General features: G+C 59.1%; 15 protein-coding genes. 7 read left to right on the forward strand and 8 right to left on the reverse strand.

The genetic code is table 11. The features are described from left to right. Positions 1 to 59: 59 nt before the first annotated feature. Both ACLK1G_RS16050 and ACLK1G_RS16055 read left to right on the forward strand, forming a co-directional pair. Positions 60 to 257 carry a heavy-metal-associated domain-containing protein gene (locus ACLK1G_RS16050; protein WP_420766298.1) on the forward strand — a complete coding sequence of 66 codons (198 nt, stop codon included), beginning with the start codon at positions 60 to 62 and terminating at the stop codon, positions 255 to 257. A gap of 93 nt (positions 258 to 350) precedes the next feature. Beyond that, positions 351 to 1,553: a multidrug effflux MFS transporter gene (locus ACLK1G_RS16055; protein ID WP_420766299.1), complete on the forward strand. Its 1,203-nt coding sequence runs from the start codon at positions 351 to 353 to the stop codon at positions 1,551 to 1,553. A 1-nt stretch (position 1,554) separates the two neighbouring features. Here ACLK1G_RS16055 and ACLK1G_RS16060 read toward each other — a convergent pair whose 3' ends face one another. Then, a complete protein-coding gene (locus ACLK1G_RS16060; RefSeq protein ID WP_420766300.1) occupies positions 1,555 to 1,725 on the reverse strand; it encodes a hypothetical protein in 171 nt (56 codons plus the stop codon). A gap of 153 nt (positions 1,726 to 1,878) precedes the next feature. After that, entirely contained in the window at positions 1,879 to 2,892 is a 1,014-nt protein-coding gene (locus ACLK1G_RS16065; RefSeq protein WP_420766301.1) for a zinc-binding alcohol dehydrogenase family protein, read from the reverse strand. A gap of 357 nt (positions 2,893 to 3,249) precedes the next feature. Here ACLK1G_RS16065 and ACLK1G_RS16070 point away from each other — a divergent pair, with 357 nt between their 5' ends. Both ACLK1G_RS16070 and ACLK1G_RS16075 read left to right on the forward strand, forming a co-directional pair. Next, entirely contained in the window at positions 3,250 to 3,984 is a 735-nt protein-coding gene (locus ACLK1G_RS16070; protein ID WP_420766302.1) for an ArsR/SmtB family transcription factor, read from the forward strand. Positions 3,985 to 4,069: 85 nt separating this feature from the next. Beyond that, complete coding sequence (locus ACLK1G_RS16075) at positions 4,070 to 5,452, forward strand: MFS transporter (protein ID WP_420766303.1); 1,383 nt, start codon at positions 4,070 to 4,072, stop codon at positions 5,450 to 5,452. A 116-nt stretch (positions 5,453 to 5,568) separates the two neighbouring features. Here ACLK1G_RS16075 and ACLK1G_RS16080 read toward each other — a convergent pair whose 3' ends face one another. Further along, positions 5,569 to 6,522, reverse strand: a complete 954-nt coding sequence (locus tag ACLK1G_RS16080; RefSeq protein ID WP_420766304.1) for an adenosine deaminase — start codon at positions 6,520 to 6,522, stop codon at positions 5,569 to 5,571. 164 nt (positions 6,523 to 6,686) lie between these two features. Between ACLK1G_RS16080 and ACLK1G_RS16085 the strand changes: the two genes are divergently transcribed. Then, positions 6,687 to 7,778 (forward strand): calcium:cation antiporter, encoded by a 1,092-nt coding sequence (locus ACLK1G_RS16085; RefSeq protein ID WP_420766305.1) that lies wholly within the window; start codon positions 6,687 to 6,689, stop codon positions 7,776 to 7,778. A gap of 59 nt (positions 7,779 to 7,837) precedes the next feature. Here ACLK1G_RS16085 and ACLK1G_RS16090 read toward each other — a convergent pair whose 3' ends face one another. The 5 genes from ACLK1G_RS16090 to ACLK1G_RS16110 all read right to left on the reverse strand — a co-directional run bounded on the left by ACLK1G_RS16090 (position 7,838) and on the right by ACLK1G_RS16110 (position 12,743). Next, positions 7,838 to 9,196, reverse strand: coding sequence for an 8-oxoguanine deaminase (locus tag ACLK1G_RS16090; RefSeq protein ID WP_420766306.1), 1,359 nt, complete (start codon positions 9,194 to 9,196; stop codon positions 7,838 to 7,840). A gap of 149 nt (positions 9,197 to 9,345) precedes the next feature. Beyond that, positions 9,346 to 10,032, reverse strand: coding sequence for an SDR family oxidoreductase (locus tag ACLK1G_RS16095; RefSeq protein ID WP_420766307.1), 687 nt, complete (start codon positions 10,030 to 10,032; stop codon positions 9,346 to 9,348). A 423-nt stretch (positions 10,033 to 10,455) separates the two neighbouring features. Beyond that, positions 10,456 to 11,049, reverse strand: coding sequence for an IMPACT family protein (locus ACLK1G_RS16100; protein ID WP_420766308.1), 594 nt, complete (start codon positions 11,047 to 11,049; stop codon positions 10,456 to 10,458). 6 nt (positions 11,050 to 11,055) lie between these two features. Then, on the reverse strand, positions 11,056 to 11,718 hold the full coding sequence (locus ACLK1G_RS16105) for a TetR/AcrR family transcriptional regulator (RefSeq protein ID WP_420766309.1): 663 nt from the start codon (positions 11,716 to 11,718) through the stop codon (positions 11,056 to 11,058). 104 nt (positions 11,719 to 11,822) lie between these two features. Further along, entirely contained in the window at positions 11,823 to 12,743 is a 921-nt protein-coding gene (locus ACLK1G_RS16110; RefSeq protein ID WP_420766310.1) for a LysR family transcriptional regulator, read from the reverse strand. A gap of 122 nt (positions 12,744 to 12,865) precedes the next feature. Between ACLK1G_RS16110 and aptA the strand changes: the two genes are divergently transcribed. Continuing rightward, on the forward strand, positions 12,866 to 14,215 hold the full coding sequence (gene aptA, locus ACLK1G_RS16115) for an omega-aminotransferase AptA (RefSeq protein WP_420766311.1): 1,350 nt from the start codon (positions 12,866 to 12,868) through the stop codon (positions 14,213 to 14,215). 62 nt (positions 14,216 to 14,277) lie between these two features. Next, positions 14,278 to 15,771 (forward strand): CoA-acylating methylmalonate-semialdehyde dehydrogenase, encoded by a 1,494-nt coding sequence (locus tag ACLK1G_RS16120; protein WP_420766312.1) that lies wholly within the window; start codon positions 14,278 to 14,280, stop codon positions 15,769 to 15,771. The last annotated feature ends 661 nt before the right edge of the window (positions 15,772 to 16,432 follow it).

Below are 16,432 nucleotides of genomic sequence, written 5' to 3' on the forward strand. Positions count from 1 at the left end.
ACCTTGCCATGATGGCAAGCTTGAAACTGTGGGCAATTCCAATCCCAAGGAGTCATTTCATGCAAATCTTCAATGTTCGAGGAATGTCTTGCGGTCATTGCGTAAAGGCCGTTACCCAGGCTGTGCAGGCTCAGGATCCAACGGCGCAGGTGCAAGTGGATCTGGGGGCTGGGACCGTCCAGGTCCAAAGCACTTTGCCGCAGAAGACGGTGATCGATGCGATAAGGGAGGAGGGCTACGAAGCCAGTCCCGCCTGAGATTCTGAATCGTTAGCGACCTATCGGAATGTTCAAGAGCGCTCAGCCCGGCTAAACTGTCGGGCTGCCGACTGACGCTGATCTGGACGCCTGATGAACCTCCGTACCATTCTGATTCTTGGCGCCTTGAGCGCTTTCGGTCCCTTAGCGATCGATTTTTATCTGCCGGCGTTCCCGGCGATGGCAATCGCTTTCGGCACCGATGAAAAACACATCCAACTGACCCTGGCGGCTTATTTCCTCGGGCTGTCCCTCGGCCAACTGGCCTACGGGCCGGTGGCGGATCGCTTCGGACGGCGTATCCCGCTGCTGGCGGGGGTCGGCTTGTTCACCGTGGCATCCCTGGCCTGCGCCTACGCGCCAAGCCTCGAATGGCTGATCGGCGCCCGCTTCGTGCAGGCTTTGGGCGGATGCGCGGGAATGGTGATTTCCCGGGCGGTGGTCAGCGACAAATGCGACGCAGTGGGCTCGGCCAAGGTGTTTTCGCAGTTGATGCTGGTAATGGGCCTGGCGCCGATCCTCGCGCCGATGCTCGGCGGCCTGCTGGTGAACGTTTACGGTTGGCAATCCATTTTCATTGGGTTGACGTTGTTCAGTGCGCTTGCGGCGACGGCGGTTGCCTTGTGGTTGCCGGAAAGCCTGCCTGAGCATGTGCCACGGCAACCGTTGTCCGGGGCATTGCGCCAATACGGTCGCCTTCTCAAGGACTCTGTTTTCCTTGGTCATGCCTTGACAGGCGGCATCGCGATTGCCGGGATGTTTGCCTACATCGCCGGTTCGCCGTTCGTTTTCATCAAGCTCTATGGCGTGCCCGCTGAGCACTTCGGCTGGCTGTTTGGTACCAACGCGGCGGGCTTCATCCTGGTGGCGCAAGTCAATGCCAGGCTGTTGTCCAAACGCGGTCCGGCCTTCCTGCTGGCCCGCGCGGTCTGGGTCTATTGGATTGCCGGGCTGAGTTTGTTGGCCATCAGCGCCTTCCAGCCGGAGCGGTTGTGGCCGCTGTTGATCCCGCTCTTTATCTGCATCGCCAGTCTGGGTTGCATCATCCCCAATGCGTCGGCTTGCGCCATGAACGGGCAGGGTGCCCGGGCGGGGAGCGCCTCGGCCATGTTGGGATGCCTGCAGTTTTCCGTCGCTGCGGGTGCCGCCGCGTTGGTGGCAGCGCTACATGACGGCACGGCGGTGCCGATGGCGATCGTCATCAGCCTTTGCGGATTGTTGGTGGTCGGCGCGGCAATGCTGACCCGTCGTCTGCAAAACGCTTTGGCGCTTGCCCAGGCGAGTCAGCGAAGCTGATTCAACCGGCCGCGCGCTGCTGATGTTCGGGAAAGTGATGGGGCGCTCGAATGCGCGCTTGCAGGGTGTTCGCGAAAGCCTGGGCTTCGGCTTCGGAGCGAAAGGTCACGACATGCTGGTCAAGGCGCACTTGCCATTGAGATTTTGCCACCTCTTTTATCAGGATCTTCATTGCTGACCTCCTCGTGTAAAAGATTGCGTTGCAAAGGCCTCGAGTGTAGACCCGATTGCGAGCGCAGTTGTGACAACGGTCAATTGTCGGACTGACGGTGCAGGCTTATGTGGCGAGGGAGCAAGCTCCCTCGCCACGGGCGACTGCCCGGCATCAGAATCCTTCAAGCACGATCTTACCCTTGGCCTTCCCACTTTCAAGCAATGCGTGGGCTCGGCGCAGGTTCTCTGCATTGATCACGCCAAAATGTTCGCCCACCGTTGTTTTCAAGGTGCCGGCGTCGATCAATCCCGCCACGCGATTGAGCAGCTTGTGCTGTTCAAGCATGTCGGCTGTCTCGAACAGGGAACGGGTGTACATGAACTCCCAATGCAAGGACAGGCTCTTGCGCTTGAGCTTGGTCACGTCCAGGGATTTCGGGTCGTCGATGAGGGCCAGCTTGCCTTGGGGCGCCAAGGCTTCGACCAATTGATCCAGGTGCTGGTCGGTCTGGGTCAGGCTGGCCACGTGGGTCACTTGAGCCTGGCCTGCCTGCTTGAGGACTTCGCTCAGCGGCTGGCTGTGATCGACCACCAGGTCGGCACCCAGGTCACGCACCCAATCCACTGTCTGCGGTCGGGACGCGGTACCGATGACCTTGAGGCCGGTGAGCTGGCTGGCCAGTTGCGTCAGGATTGAACCCACGCCCCCGGCGGCGCCGACAATCAGCAGGGTCTGGCCCTGGTCATCCTGGCCTTCTTTTATCTGCAGCCGGTCGAACAGTAGTTCCCAGGCGGTGATCGACGTGAGCGGCAGCGCGGCGGCTTCGGCGAAACCGAGGGTCTTGGGCATGTGGCCGACGATACGCTCATCCACCACATGCATTTCGCTGTTGCCACCGGCCCTGGCGATGGAACCGGCATAGAACACCTTGTCGCCAGCCTTGAACAGCGTGACTTCGCTGCCCACGGCCTTGACGACTCCAGCCACGTCCCAGCCCAATACCTTGCCGGCACCGCCTTCTGGCTGCACGTTCTGGCGAACCTTGGTATCGACGGGGTTGACCGAGATGGCCTTGACCTCCACCAGCAAATCTCTCGGGCCGGCAACCGGCTCCGGCAGCTCGACGTCTTGCAGCGCGCGAGGATCGCTGATGGGCAGTGATTGGTAATAGGCGATGGCTTTCATGAAGCGGCTCCGTAAGCAGGGACGATGGCGCCCATGTTTGGTGATTTGGGGGCGGGGTAAAAGCGGCTAAACCAACAGGCTCTTTCAGTGTTTTTTTGATAATGACCATTAGTCGCGGGCAAATAGAGATTTTTCCCTCACGCACAATCGCCTCCAAAGGTTTCTGGAGGACAGGAAACCTTGATCCGCACGCTTATACTAGCGGCCGCCTGTGTCAGCGTTGAAACCGGCACGACGGCAAGCGAAGTCCGCACGGGCATGCCGGTCTTCCAGGCGGTCAGCCGCTTTGGGCGGCACCTTCTTACGGGTCAATATGCCCCAAAGCAGTAGACAGACGATTCAACAGGGAGTGAATACATGGAACATGCACCTTGCATCAGCCAGATTGCCACGCTGCTGGCCGACCCAAAGCGTAGCGCGATGATGTGGGCGTTGATGGATGGTACGGCCCGACAGGCCGATGAATTGGCTTTGCTGGCCGGGCTTTCGCCCTCTTCGGCCAACGCCCATCTGGGGCGGTTATCCACGGGCGGTCTGTTGAAAGTCGAAGTCCGCGGCCGCAAGCGTTTTTTTCGCCTGGCGGCCCCCGAGATCGGCGCCGCCGTCGAGGCGTTGGCGAGTGCGACCCTTGCCAGCACGCCGCGACAGGTTCCAGAAGTTTTCAAACGCGGCCTCATGCCAACCAAGGCGCCGACGGCACCGGCTTCGCTGATGCGCGCCAGGCTTTGCGATGATCATCTGGGCGGTACCCTGGCGGCGGATCTGTATCAGCGATTGTTGGATGCCGGATGGCTTGAACAGGTTGAGCAGCGGGTAATCGTCACGCACAAGGGCGCGAACCAGTTGGCCGGGCGTGGGCTGTTCATCCAGGCACTGGCTCATCGCAACGCGCGCATTGCTTGCCCCTGCCCTGATTGGAGTGAGCGGCGCCCGCACTTGGGTGGCGCGCTGGGGGCTGCGTTGCTGCAGTTGTTCATGCAATCGGGTTGGCTGAGCCTTCCAAATGACTCGAGGGCCCTGCAGGTGACCACCCTCGGCCAGCAGGAAATCCATCGGTTCGCCAGGCAGGACACCTTGGAAATGGCGCTCTAGGGCTGTCGACAGGTCGCTATCAGCAATAGTCGCCTGTGAGGTTCGCGCACACTCGGTCTGGGGTTCTTTCGGATTGGGGAATGCAATGGACACTCACGTTTACAGTGCCGCGGAACGACTGGAGCGATTGCCGATCAGCGGCTATCACCGGGTCATATTCATCATCATCGCCTTGGCGTTTTTCTTCGACTCCATGGACCTGGCCATGATGACGTTCTTGCTGGGGTCGATCAAAACCGAGTTCGGCCTGAGTTCGGCCCAGGCAGGGCTGCTGGCCAGCTCGAGCTTTTTTGGCATGGTGGTGGGCGCCTCGCTGTCGGGCATGTTGGCCGATCGATTTGGACGAAAGCCGGTGTTCCAGTGGAGCATCGTACTGTGGGGGGTGGCCAGTTACCTGTGTTCCACCGCCCAGGACATCGAGACATTGACGTTGTTTCGTGTCCTGTTGGGCGTCGGCATGGGCATGGAGTTTCCAATTGCCCAGTCGATGCTTTCGGAGCTTATTCCAGCGAAGCGCCGTGGACGCTACATCGCCTTGATGGACGGCTTCTGGCCGCTTGGCTTTGTGGCGGCGGGCGTGTTGTCGTATTTCCTCCTGCCGGTGATCGGCTGGCGTGACATTTTCCTGGTATTGGCGGTGCCGGCGGTCTTCGTCCTGGTGATTCGTTTTTTCATTCCCGAATCGCCGCGTTGGCTGGAGCAGGCTGGCCGGGGCGATGAAGCGGATGCCGTGCTCAAGCGGATCGAAGACAAAGTCCGCGCCTCGCTGGGCACGCACGATTTGCCCGAGCCCATTCGCCTGCCGAGGCTGGCGACCGTGCCTGGCAACTTTTTCTCGGCCCTGGCGCAGATTTGGTCACCGTTGTATCGCCAACGCACCGTGATGATCTGGAGCGTCTGGTTCTTCGCCCTGCTCGGGTTCTACGGCCTGACGTCCTGGCTCAGCGCCCTGTTGCAGCAATCGGGTTTTGCGGTGACGCAGTCGGTCTACTACACGGTTCTGATTTCCCTGGGCGGGATCCCCGGTTTCCTGATGGCGGCCTGGCTGGTGGAACGTTGGGGGCGCAAGCCGGTGTGCATCATCACGCTGCTGGGCGGCGGGGTCATGGCATTTCTGTATGGTCAGAGCGCGGTGTTCGGCGGCAACGTGGGCCTGCTGATAAGCACCGGACTGTTGATGCAGTTCTTCCTGTTCGGCATGTGGGCGGTGCTTTACACCTATACACCGGAGCTTTACCCCACCTCCGCGAGAGCCACGGGATCGGGCTTTGCCTCGGCGGTCGGACGCATCGGTTCGCTGCTTGGCCCCTTGATAACAGGGTTGGTATTTCCGATCACCGGGCAAGGCGGTGTGTTTGCCCTGGGCGCGCTGTGCTTTGCGGTGGCGGCGGGTGTGGTCTGGTTGTACGGAATGGAGACGCGGGGCAAGACGCTGGAGGAGTTGAGCGAAGCGAATGTCGCTGACTGAACACAGTCTCCTGTGGGAGCGAGCTTGCTCGCGATAGCGCCGGGTCAGTCAACATCAATGTTGAACGATCGACCGCCATCGCGAGCAAGCTCGCTTCCACAGGCGTTGAGACGGGCTTAAGGTTTTACCAGTCGCGCATCCAGGCTGTTTTGCGCCAAGCGCTTGGCCTGGTCTTGAGTCATGCCCAAATGCGTATGCAGCGCATGGAAGTTTTCGGTGACGTAGCCGCCGAAATACGCCGGGTCATCGGAGTTCACCGTTACCTTCACGCCGCGTTCGAGCATATCGAGGATGTTGTGCTGCGACATGTCGTCGAACACGCAGAGCTTGGTGTTGGACAACGGGCACACCGTCAGCGGGATTTGCTCGTCGATGATTCGCTGCATCAGCCGTTCATCTTCGATTGCCCGAACGCCGTGGTCGATGCGCTGGATCTTCAGCAGGTCCAAGGCTTCCCAGATGTACTCGGGCGGACCTTCCTCGCCAGCGTGGGCGACGGTCAGGAAACCTTCGTTTCGCGCGCGGTCGAACACCCGCTGGAATTTGCTTGGTGGATGGCCCATCTCCGAGCTGTCGAGGCCGACGGCCACGAACGCGTCACGGAAAGGCAGCGCCTGGTCGAGGGTCTGCTCGGCCTGTTCTTCGCTCAGGTGGCGCAGGAAACTCAGGATCAGGCCGCTGGTGATGCCCAGTTGCTGTTCGCCGTCCTTGAGGGCGGCGGCGATGCCGTTGAGCACCACTTCAAATGGAATGCCACGATCGGTGTGGGTCTGGGGATCGAAGAACGGTTCGGTGTGGATCACGTTTTGCGCCTTGCAACGTAGCAGGTAGGCCCAGGTCAGGTCATAGAAATCCTGGGAGGTCCGCAGCACGTCGGCGCCCTGGTAGTACAGGTCGAGAAATTCCTGCAGGTTGTTGAAGGCGTAGGCCTGGCGCAGGGTGTCAACGTCGTTCCATGGCAAGGCGATCTTGTTGCGTTCGGCCAGGGCAAACAGCAACTCGGGCTCCAGCGAGCCTTCCAGGTGCAGGTGCAGTTCAGCCTTGGGCAAGGCGTTCAGCCAGTCGTACATGTCTTTTTCTCATCAGCGAATCGATGGCGGGCATTCTACAGGGGTAGGCGCCGATGTCTGGTAAAACCTGACCGGGTGATCCACTGCGCAGGCCGCATCCGCACGAAACGTTCCCGGCCCGTCACAGTCTAGTAGCTCATGACCCGTCCATTGCCAGGCCCACGATGTTCTCGTTGATCAAGCAAGAAAAACTGCTGTTGTTGGCCCTGCTCGCCGCCTTCGTCGCCTACCCGCTGGAACATTGGTTTCTGGGCAGCGGGCAGGCCGTGGCGCTGGCGAGTGGGTTGGTGCTGATCGGTTTTATTGTTTCTGCGTCCATGCGCGTTGCTCATCACGCGGAACTGTTGGCGGAAAAGGTTGGCGATCCCTACGGCACCATGATCTTGACCTTGTCGGCGGTGCTGGTGGAAGTCGTGATCCTGGCGATCATGATGAGTAACGAGGCATCACCCACCCTGGTACGAGACACGATTTATTCTGCGGTCATGCTCGACATCAATGGCATTCTCGGGCTCGCGGCTTTGATGGGGGGGCTCAAACATGGCGAGCAGGTCTATAACGATGACTCGGCGCGCACCTACAGCGTGATGATTCTCACCGCCATGGGCGTGTCGATGGTGGTGCCGGAGTTCATTCCACAGGAAAACTGGAAACATTATTCGGCGTTCACCATCGGCGCGATGGTCGTGTTGTATACCTTGTTCCTACGGATGCAGGTGGGACCCCACAGCTATTTTTTCAGCTACAGCTACCCGCAAAAGCGCCGCAGGAAAGAGCCCGTGGAAACCGAGCCGAAACCCATCAGCCTGGCATTTTCCATCGGCGCATTAGTGTTTGGCGTAGTGGTAATCGGTGCGCTGGCAGAAGTCATGTCCAAAGCCATCGACCTGGGGTTGGAGGGCTCCGGCGCGCCGCCAGTGGTCACTGCAATCCTGGTGGCGGCCATCTCCGCTGCGCCGGAGATCCTCACGGCCCTGCGCGCAGCCCTGGCCAATCGCATGCAGTCGGTGGTCAACATCGCGCTGGGGGCGTCGTTGTCCACCGTGATCCTGACCGTGCCGGTGATGGAAGCGATGGCGCTCTACACCGGGCAACCTTTCCAGATGGCGATGACGCCGGTGCAGACGGTGATGATTTTCATCACCCTGATCGTCAGCGCCATCAACCTCAACGATGGCGAAACCAACGCCATCGAGGGGATGACCCATTTTGTGTTGTTTGCGACGTTTGTGATGTTGTCGTTGCTGGGCCTTTAGCTTGTCAGAGTCCTTGTGGGAGCGAGCAGACTCGCTCCCACATTCGTCCTTTGATTGGGTCACGATGCAGCAATCAGCTCCCGCGCGGCCTGGCTGTGATCGGCAATCAACCCTTTCAGGTCGAGGCCTTCGATCTGTCCGTCGATCACACGCCACTCGCCTGCAACCATAACTCGATCCGCCCGATCGGCACCGCACAGCAGCAGTGCCGAGATCGGGTCGTGGCTGCCGGAAAAGCGCAACTCATCAAGTTTGAATAGCGCCAGGTCAGCCTGCTTGCCCACCGCCAATTCACCGATGTCGCTGCGCCCCAGCAATTGCGCCGAACCCCGGGTGGCCCAGCCCAGTACTCGTTCCGGTGTGATTGCTTGTGCGCCGTAGCGCAGGCGCTGGATGTAGAGCGCTTGGCGGGCTTCCAGGATCATGTTCGAGGCATCGTTGGAGGCTGAGCCGTCAACCCCCAGGCCCAGCGGGGCGCCGGCGGCAGTGAGTTCAAGCGTCGGACAGATCCCCGAGGCCAGGCGCATGTTCGAGCTGGGGCAATGACAGATACCGGTGCCGGCGGCGCCGAGACGGACGATTTCGTCCGGATTGAAATGAATGCCATGGGCCAGCCAGGTGCGCGGGCCCAGCCAGCCGACGCTGTCCAGGTAATCGACGGTGCGCAGGCCGAAGCGTTGCAGGCAGAAATCTTCTTCGTCGAGGGTTTCGGCCAGGTGCGTGTGCAGGCGTACGTCGAGTTTTTCCGCGAGTTCGGCGCTGGCGCTCATGATCTCGGGCGTGACTGAAAACGGCGAGCACGGCGCCAAGGCAATCTGGATCTGCGCGCCATCGCCTCGTTGGTGATAGCGGGCAATCAATCGCTGGCTGTCGTCGAGAATTACCTGGCCCTGCTGGACGGTCTGTTGCGGCGGCAAGCCACCGTCGGCTTCGCCCAGGCTCATGGAGCCGCGAGTCAGCATTGCGCGCATGCCCAGCTCGCGAACGCTTTGAACCTGCACATCGATCGCATTTTCCAGGCCTTGCGGGAACAGATAATGATGATCGGCCGCCGTCGTGCAGCCTGACAGCAGCAGTTCAGCCAGCGCCACTTTGCTTGCCAGCGCGAGTTTTTCTGGCGTCAGTCGTGCCCATACGGGATAGAGGGTTTTCAACCAAGGGAATAGCGGCTGGTTGACCACCGGTGCCCAGGCGCGGGTGAGGGTCTGATAGAAGTGGTGATGAGTGTTGATCAGCCCAGGCAGGATTACATGATCGCGGGCGTCAAAGACTAGGTCGCAGGGCTGGCGAGGTTGCTGGCCGAGGCCCAGCAGTTCGACGATCGCACCGTCCTGCAGGACGAGACCGCCACGGGCATCGAGGCCGTTGGCCGTGAAGACGGCGAGGGGATTTTTTAACCAGGTACGGGTCGCAGGCATGATGGCCGGCTCCTCTGAAAGTGGGTTCAGGTTAGCCAGCTCAGTGATGCCCTGTCTGCTGATCCAGGGGCGCCATGGGAGGGCGCGGGTCGGAGTTTACTCAGGTTGTTCGGCACATATCCAGTACCCGGCGACGTAATGGGTGGCGTTTACCAGGGAATCGTCTCGCCCCTGTAATTGACGAAGTGATGCCCGCCCTTGCCGGTGAAGGCATTGACCTGGTCGATCAGCCCACGGGTACTGGTCGGGACGTCTATCTCGGCACCTTCACCGCCCATGTCGGTCTTCACCCAGCCCGGATGCAGGGACAGTACGGTCAGCGACTGCTCGCCCAATTGACTGACGAAACTGTTGGTCATTGAGTTGAGGGCGGCTTTGCTTGCCTTGTACAACGCCAGTTCCGGCGCGTCGGGCATGGTCACGCTGCCCAGTACGGAGCTCATGAAAGCCAGCACGCCGCTACGTTCGCGAATCTGCCCGACGAAGCGCTGGGCCAGATTGATCGGTGCCACTGCGTTGGTGAAGAACAATTGGCCCACCTCCGCCAGCGTTGCGCCGCCAGGGTTCTGATTGGCCGGGCCCTTTACGCCGGCGTTGACGAACAGCAGGTCGAAGATTTCGCCCTTGAGTTGCTGGCTCAAGGCGATGACGGCTTGCTGGTCGTCCATGTCGAGCCTTTCGATTCGCACCGGACCCAGCGCTTTCAAGGCGTCCGCGTGCTGCGGGTTGCGCACGGTAGCAGTGACGTTCCAGCCGTCGCTGAGCAACGTCTTTACCAACCCCAGGCCCAAGCCCCTGGAAGCACCGATGATCAATGCATTTTTCGCCGAATTCATGAAGGCATCCTTGAAAGAAAAGGCCATGGATTTAATGGACAACGTTGCCCGAGCCGTTGTTTCAACTCGTGACGCAACGCGTCGGGTTTGTATCACCGTATCGATTGATTAAAAATTGAACAAGCGGCTGCGGTCCATGCCGTTACTGAGGCTGCTGGACCCATGAACGGGTTATCCACAGCTTGTTCCACAGTAATTGTGCGCAAGCTCCAAGGTCGGGAATAAGCCCCGTGCGGCTTTCTTCTAAAGGTGATAAAGCGCCGCAAGTGATTGTTTTGCTGACGGATCTCTGAAGTCTGGATGCCCCTGTACGAAAAATGTACAAATCCACGAAAGCCGCATGACAGAAGGGTTGCAGCGTGGTACGCCCAGGTTATCCACAAGCGGGTGCACAGCGCGTGTGGGCAAATCCGCGTTTTTCCGTCACACGGCGGTCTCACGCTCCAGGCGTATGTGCCCGCGACTCAGGTCGGCCAGCCGTGCCTGCAGCGTTTCAATGTGTTCTTCGCCCACCGCCAATTGAAGCTCTACACCATCGGCGGTGAAATGCTCGGCGTTCACCAAACCCCCGCATTCGGTTGTGCGCAGTTTCACCAGGGCCAGTTCCGCGAACCCGCAAACGCAGCGCAGCCCCACGCGGCTGATCAATTCAATCTTTTCGGCGTTTTGCAGGCATTTGTTTGCACCGCCGCCGTACGCCCGCGCCAGCCCACCGGTCCCCAGCTGGATTCCGCCGTACCAGCGGATCACCAGCACCACCACCTGATCGCAGGCTTGGGCCTGGATGGCTGCCAGGATCGGACGTCCGGCGGTACCGCCTGGTTCGCCATCGTCGCTGCTGCGGTACTGGTTGCCGAATTTCCAGGCCCAACAATTGTGCGTGGCGGCCAGGTCGCTGTGCTGTTCGATAAAGGCCTGGGCCTCGGCAGGGCTGTTGATGGCGGCGGCAAGGGTAATGAAACGGCTTTTGCGGATTTCTTCACGGTACTCACAAAAGCCGGCGAGGGTATAAGGCATGTAGTCCTAGGATCTGTATGAGAGGTCAGGTGTCAGGCCGCAGCCTTTTAGAATGATACGGATCAAGTTGTCGCCGGCGTCGATCATGTCTTGCTTGGTCAGCTTGCTGCGACCGGTCACGCGGCAGATCTGGGTAGCAAAGTCGGCATAATGCTGGGTGCTGCCCCATAGCAGGAAGATGAGATGCACCGGATCGACCGGGTCCATTTTTCCTGCATCGATCCAAGCCTGGAAAACAGCCGCTCGGCCCTTGAACCAGGCCTGATAGTCCTGGTTGAAATATTCGCTCAGGCACTCGCCGCCACTGATCACTTCCATGGCGAAGATCCGCGACGCCTGAGGTTGGCGCCGCGAGAACTCCATCTTGGCGCGGATGTAGCGGGTCAATGCCTGCGCCGGATCGTCTTCGGCCGTCAGGGAATTGAACGTGCTGTCCCATAACTCGATGATGTTGCTCAATACCGCCACGTAGAGCCCGAGCTTATTGGTGAAATAGTAGTGCAGGTTGGCCTTGGGCAATCCAGCCTTCAAGGCAATCGTATTCATGCTGGTGCCCTTGAAACCGTGACGGGCGAACTCATCCTCGGCGGCCCTGAGGATGGTCTCTTCGTTCTGTTGACGAATGCGGCCGGTAGGCTTGCCGCCATGGGCGGGAACTTCAAAAGTCATGGACGTTTCCGGGCTGGGTCTGTGGGTGCGGGCAAATGCGTTCATAGCGCACCGGCGCGGATCAGACAAGTGCTGCGGCTATAAAAGCGGCACGTTGCAGATATTCAGCGTGTTGCCGCGAGATTTTCGAGGAAGTTTTCCAGCACCAAATGAGGGCGACGCCCCTTGCGCGTGACCGATGCCAGGCTCAGGTCGTAGAAACGCGCGAAGGGTTTGAGCGCGCGTAGGCGACCTTGTTGTACCCAGAGATTGGCGTAGTGATCCGGTAGATAACCGATATAACGACCCGTGAGAATCAGAAACGCCATGCCTTCGCGGTCCGATGCGCTGGCCGTGCAGTTCAGTGCCTGGTAATGGGCCTGGATGTCGGCCGGCAAGCGAAAGGTTGGCGCGATGGCGTCCTGGGTATTGAGGCGAGCGTCTTCGAGTTGCTGGTCGTCCACGTAAAACAGTGGATGACCGACCGCGCAATACAGCAGCGAGCGTTCGCTGTAGAGCGGTTGGTATTCAAGACCCGAAAGGGCGCTGGCCTGGGGGACCACGCCGACGTGAAGGCGACCGTCGAGTACGCCTTGCTCGACTTCGTTGGGTGCGATCATGCGAATCTGGATTTGCACGTCTGGCCCGCGTTCTTTCAACTGGGCCAAGGCGTGGGTGATACGCATATGCGGCAGGGTGACAAGGTTGTCCGTCAGGCCAATGATCAATTCGCCGCGTAAATGTTGATGGAGGCCGTTGACCTCGGTACGGAAACTTTCCAGCGCACTTAATAGTTGCAGCGCCGATTGATAGACCTCGCGGCCTTCTTCAGTCAGGGAAAAGCCCGCGCGGCCACGCTGGCACAAGCGCAGCCCCAGGCGTTGTTCAAGATCATTCATCTGCTGGCTGATAGCCGAGCGGCCGATCCCGAGGACCGTTTCGGCGGCAGAAAAACCACCGCATTCCACCACGCTGCGGAAAATGCGCAGCAAGCGGATATCGAAGTCGCTGACCTGGGCCAGCGGATCGGAACGACGCATGCTCATAGTTTAGTAATCCGCTGACTGAAGGTTAGAAAAGCTGGGTTTCACCGACTTTATCGCCGTGGCAACGTAGTCGCAAGAACGCTCCTGATTTCATACCGTTTATGTCTTGCGAGGTTTTGTCGATGAACATGCCCGAACACGCTGTCGGTTCCCTGGCCAGCCAGCTCAAGCTGGACGCTCATTGGATGCCTTATACGGCCAATCGCAATTTCCAACGCGACCCTCGCCTGATCGTCGCTGCCGAAGGTAGCTGGCTGACCGATGACAAGGGACGCAAGGTCTACGATTCGCTGTCGGGATTGTGGACATGCGGCGCCGGGCACACCCGCAAGGAGATCCAGGAAGCGGTCGCCAAGCAACTGGGCACGCTCGATTACTCGCCGGGATTCCAGTATGGACATCCGTTGTCGTTCCAATTGGCGGAAAAGATCACCAACCTGACCCCGGGCAACCTCAACCATGTGTTCTTCACCGATTCAGGTTCCGAGTGCGCCGATACCGCAGTGAAGATGGTTCGCGCTTATTGGCGCCTCAAGGGGCAGGCCACCAAGACCAAGATGATCGGTCGGGCCCGCGGTTATCACGGTGTGAATATTGCCGGCACCAGCCTGGGCGGCGTGAGCGGCAACCGCAAATTGTTCGGCCAAGCCATGATGGATGTTGATCATTTGCCCCATACCTTGCTGGCCAGTAACGCCTATTCCCGGGGCATGCCCAAGGAGGGCGGGATCGCCTTGGCCGATGAGCTGTTGAAGTTGATCGAGCTGCACGACGCTTCCAATATCGCCGCCGTGTTTGTCGAGCCGATGGCTGGGTCCGCCGGTGTGCTGGTGCCGCCAGAGGGATACCTGAAGCGTCTGCGGGAAATCTGCGACCAGCACAACATCTTGCTGGTGTTTGACGAAGTGATCACCGGGTTCGGTCGTACCGGCGCGATGTTTGGTGCCGACAGCTTTGGCGTGACGCCGGACGTGATGTGCATCGCCAAGCAAGTCACCAACGGTGCAATTCCGATGGGGGCGGTCATTGCCAGCAGCGAAATCTACCAGACGTTCATGAGCCAGCCGACGCCTGAATATGCCGTGGAATTTCCCCATGGCTATACGTACTCGGCACACCCAGTGGCGTGCGCGGCGGGACTGGCGGCGTTGGACCTGCTGCAAAAAGAGAATCTGGTGCAGGGTGTGGCCGAGGTGGCGCCGCATTTCGAGACCGCATTGCATGGCTTGAAAGGCTCGAAAAACGTTATCGATATTCGCAACTTTGGCTTGGCCGGGGCGATCCAGATCGCCCCCCGTGACGGTGACGCTATCGTGCGTCCTTTCGAGGCTGGAATGGCACTGTGGAAGGCTGGGTTCTATGTGCGCTTTGGCGGCGATACCTTGCAGTTCGGGCCGACGTTCAACAGCAAGCCGCAGGACCTGGATCGCCTGTTCGACGCAGTTGGTGAAGTGCTGAACAAGATCGACTGATTTCTTCTATATAGAGAGACGCTCGTTAATGGGCGTCTGGTGATCAATTTCCTGGAGTCCCCATGAGCCTCATCCCGCATTTGATCAATGGCGAACTGTTGAGCGATAACGCCCGTACAGCCGATGTGTTCAACCCGTCCACCGGCCAGGCAATCCATCAAGTACCGCTGGCGGATCGCGCAACTGTCCAGCAGGCGATCGATGGCGCCAAGGCCGCTTTCCCGGCCTGGCGCAACACGCCGGCGGCGAAGCGCGCCCAAGTAATGTTCCGTTTCAAGCAGCTGCTGGAGCAGAACGAGTCGCGCATCGCCCAGTTGATCAGCGAAGAACACGGCAAGACCCTGGAAGACGCGGCGGGGGAACTCAAGCGGGGTATCGAAAACGTTGAGTTTGCCTGTGCGGCGCCGGAAATCCTGAAGGGCGAATACAGTCGCAATGTAGGGCCGAATATTGATGCTTGGTCAGATTTCCAGCCTTTAGGTGTCGTGGCGGGTATCACGCCGTTCAATTTCCCGGCAATGGTGCCGTTGTGGATGTACCCGCTGGCTATCGTCTGTGGGAATTGTTTCATTCTCAAGCCGTCGGAGCGCGATCCGAGTTCGACACTGCTGATCGCCCAGCTTTTGCTGGAAGCCGGTTTGCCCAAGGGTGTATTGAGCGTAGTCCATGGCGACAAGGCGGCGGTGGATGCTTTGATCGAGGCGCCGGAGGTAAAAGCGTTGAGTTTTGTCGGGTCGACACCGATCGCTGAATACATCTATGCCGAAGGTACTCGTCGAGGTAAGCGCGTCCAGGCGCTGGGTGGTGCGAAGAACCATGCGGTGCTGATGCCGGATGCAGATCTGGACAACGCAGTCAGCGCCTTGATGGGCGCGGCGTACGGTTCGTGCGGTGAGCGCTGCATGGCAATTTCGGTGGCGGTATGTGTCGGCGATCAAGTAGCTGATGCCCTGGTGGCCAAGTTGGTGCCGCAGGTCAAGGCACTGAAGATCGGTGCGGGGACTTCTTGCGGATTGGACATGGGGCCGCTTGTTACCGGGCAGCACCGTGACAAGGTCAGTGGGTATATAGAGGAGGGCGTGTCGGCGGGGGCATCATTGATTGTCGATGGTCGTGGCTTGAGCGTTGCTGGGCACGAGGAAGGCTTTTTCCTGGGCGGCTGCCTGTTTGATCGCGTGACGCCTGAGATGCGCATATACAAGGAAGAAATCTTCGGGCCGGTGCTGTGTATCGTCCGGGTCAACAGCTTGGAAGAGGCGATGCAACTGATCAACGATCACGAATATGGCAACGGCACCTGCATCTTTACCCGTGACGGCGAAGCGGCGCGGTTGTTTTGCGATGAGATTGAAGTCGGCATGGTCGGCGTCAATGTTCCATTGCCAGTGCCTGTCGCCTATCACAGCTTCGGTGGTTGGAAGCGTTCACTTTTTGGTGACTTGCATGCCTATGGTCCGGACGGGGTGCGTTTTTATACCCGTCGCAAGGCCATTACCCAACGCTGGCCGCAGCGTGCCAGCCATGAGGCTTCGCAGTTTGCATTTCCCAGTTTGTAACCTGTAAGTGAAGAGGCCGGCGCCCGTGGGCGTCGGCCTCTGTATTTCCGGGGTTTCTGACTGATATGACAGAATTATGAAAATAAAGGGTTGACGGCAAATTCTGGATGTCTATAATTCGCCCCACTTCCGGCGCAGTCGAAACGGAAAACTCCTTGAGTTTCAATGAGTTAACCAAGTTTCGGTAAGTGCGTCGCTTCAGTTCATCGAGGCGCGGAAGGAGTGGGTAGGCCGGTTTGTTGGGCGCTATCGACGGTTCGATCCTCTCGGTCGAAAGCGGTAAAAAAGAGGTGTTGACAGCAGCGAGTAACGCTGTAGAATTCGCCTCCCGCTAACGAGAGATCGAAAGCGCAAGTGGTTGAAGTTGTTAAGGATTTCCAAGCGAAACTTTGAAAGCTTCTTAAAATAACCGCTTGACAGATACATGGGGCGCTGTAGAATGCGCGCCTCGGTTGAGACAAAAGGCTCAACCCACCGCTCTTTAACAACTGAATCAAGCAATTCGTGTGGGTGCTTGTGGAGTCAGACTGCTAGTCAACAGATTATCAGCATCGCAAGTTACTCCGCGAGAAATCAAAGATGTAACCAACGATTGCTGAGCCAAGTTTAGGGTTTTCTCAAAACCCAAAGATGTTTGAACTGAAGAGTTTGATCATGGCTC

This window comes from Pseudomonas algeriensis, from assembly GCF_048847255.1.
GTDB lineage: Bacteria > Pseudomonadota > Gammaproteobacteria > Pseudomonadales > Pseudomonadaceae > Aquipseudomonas.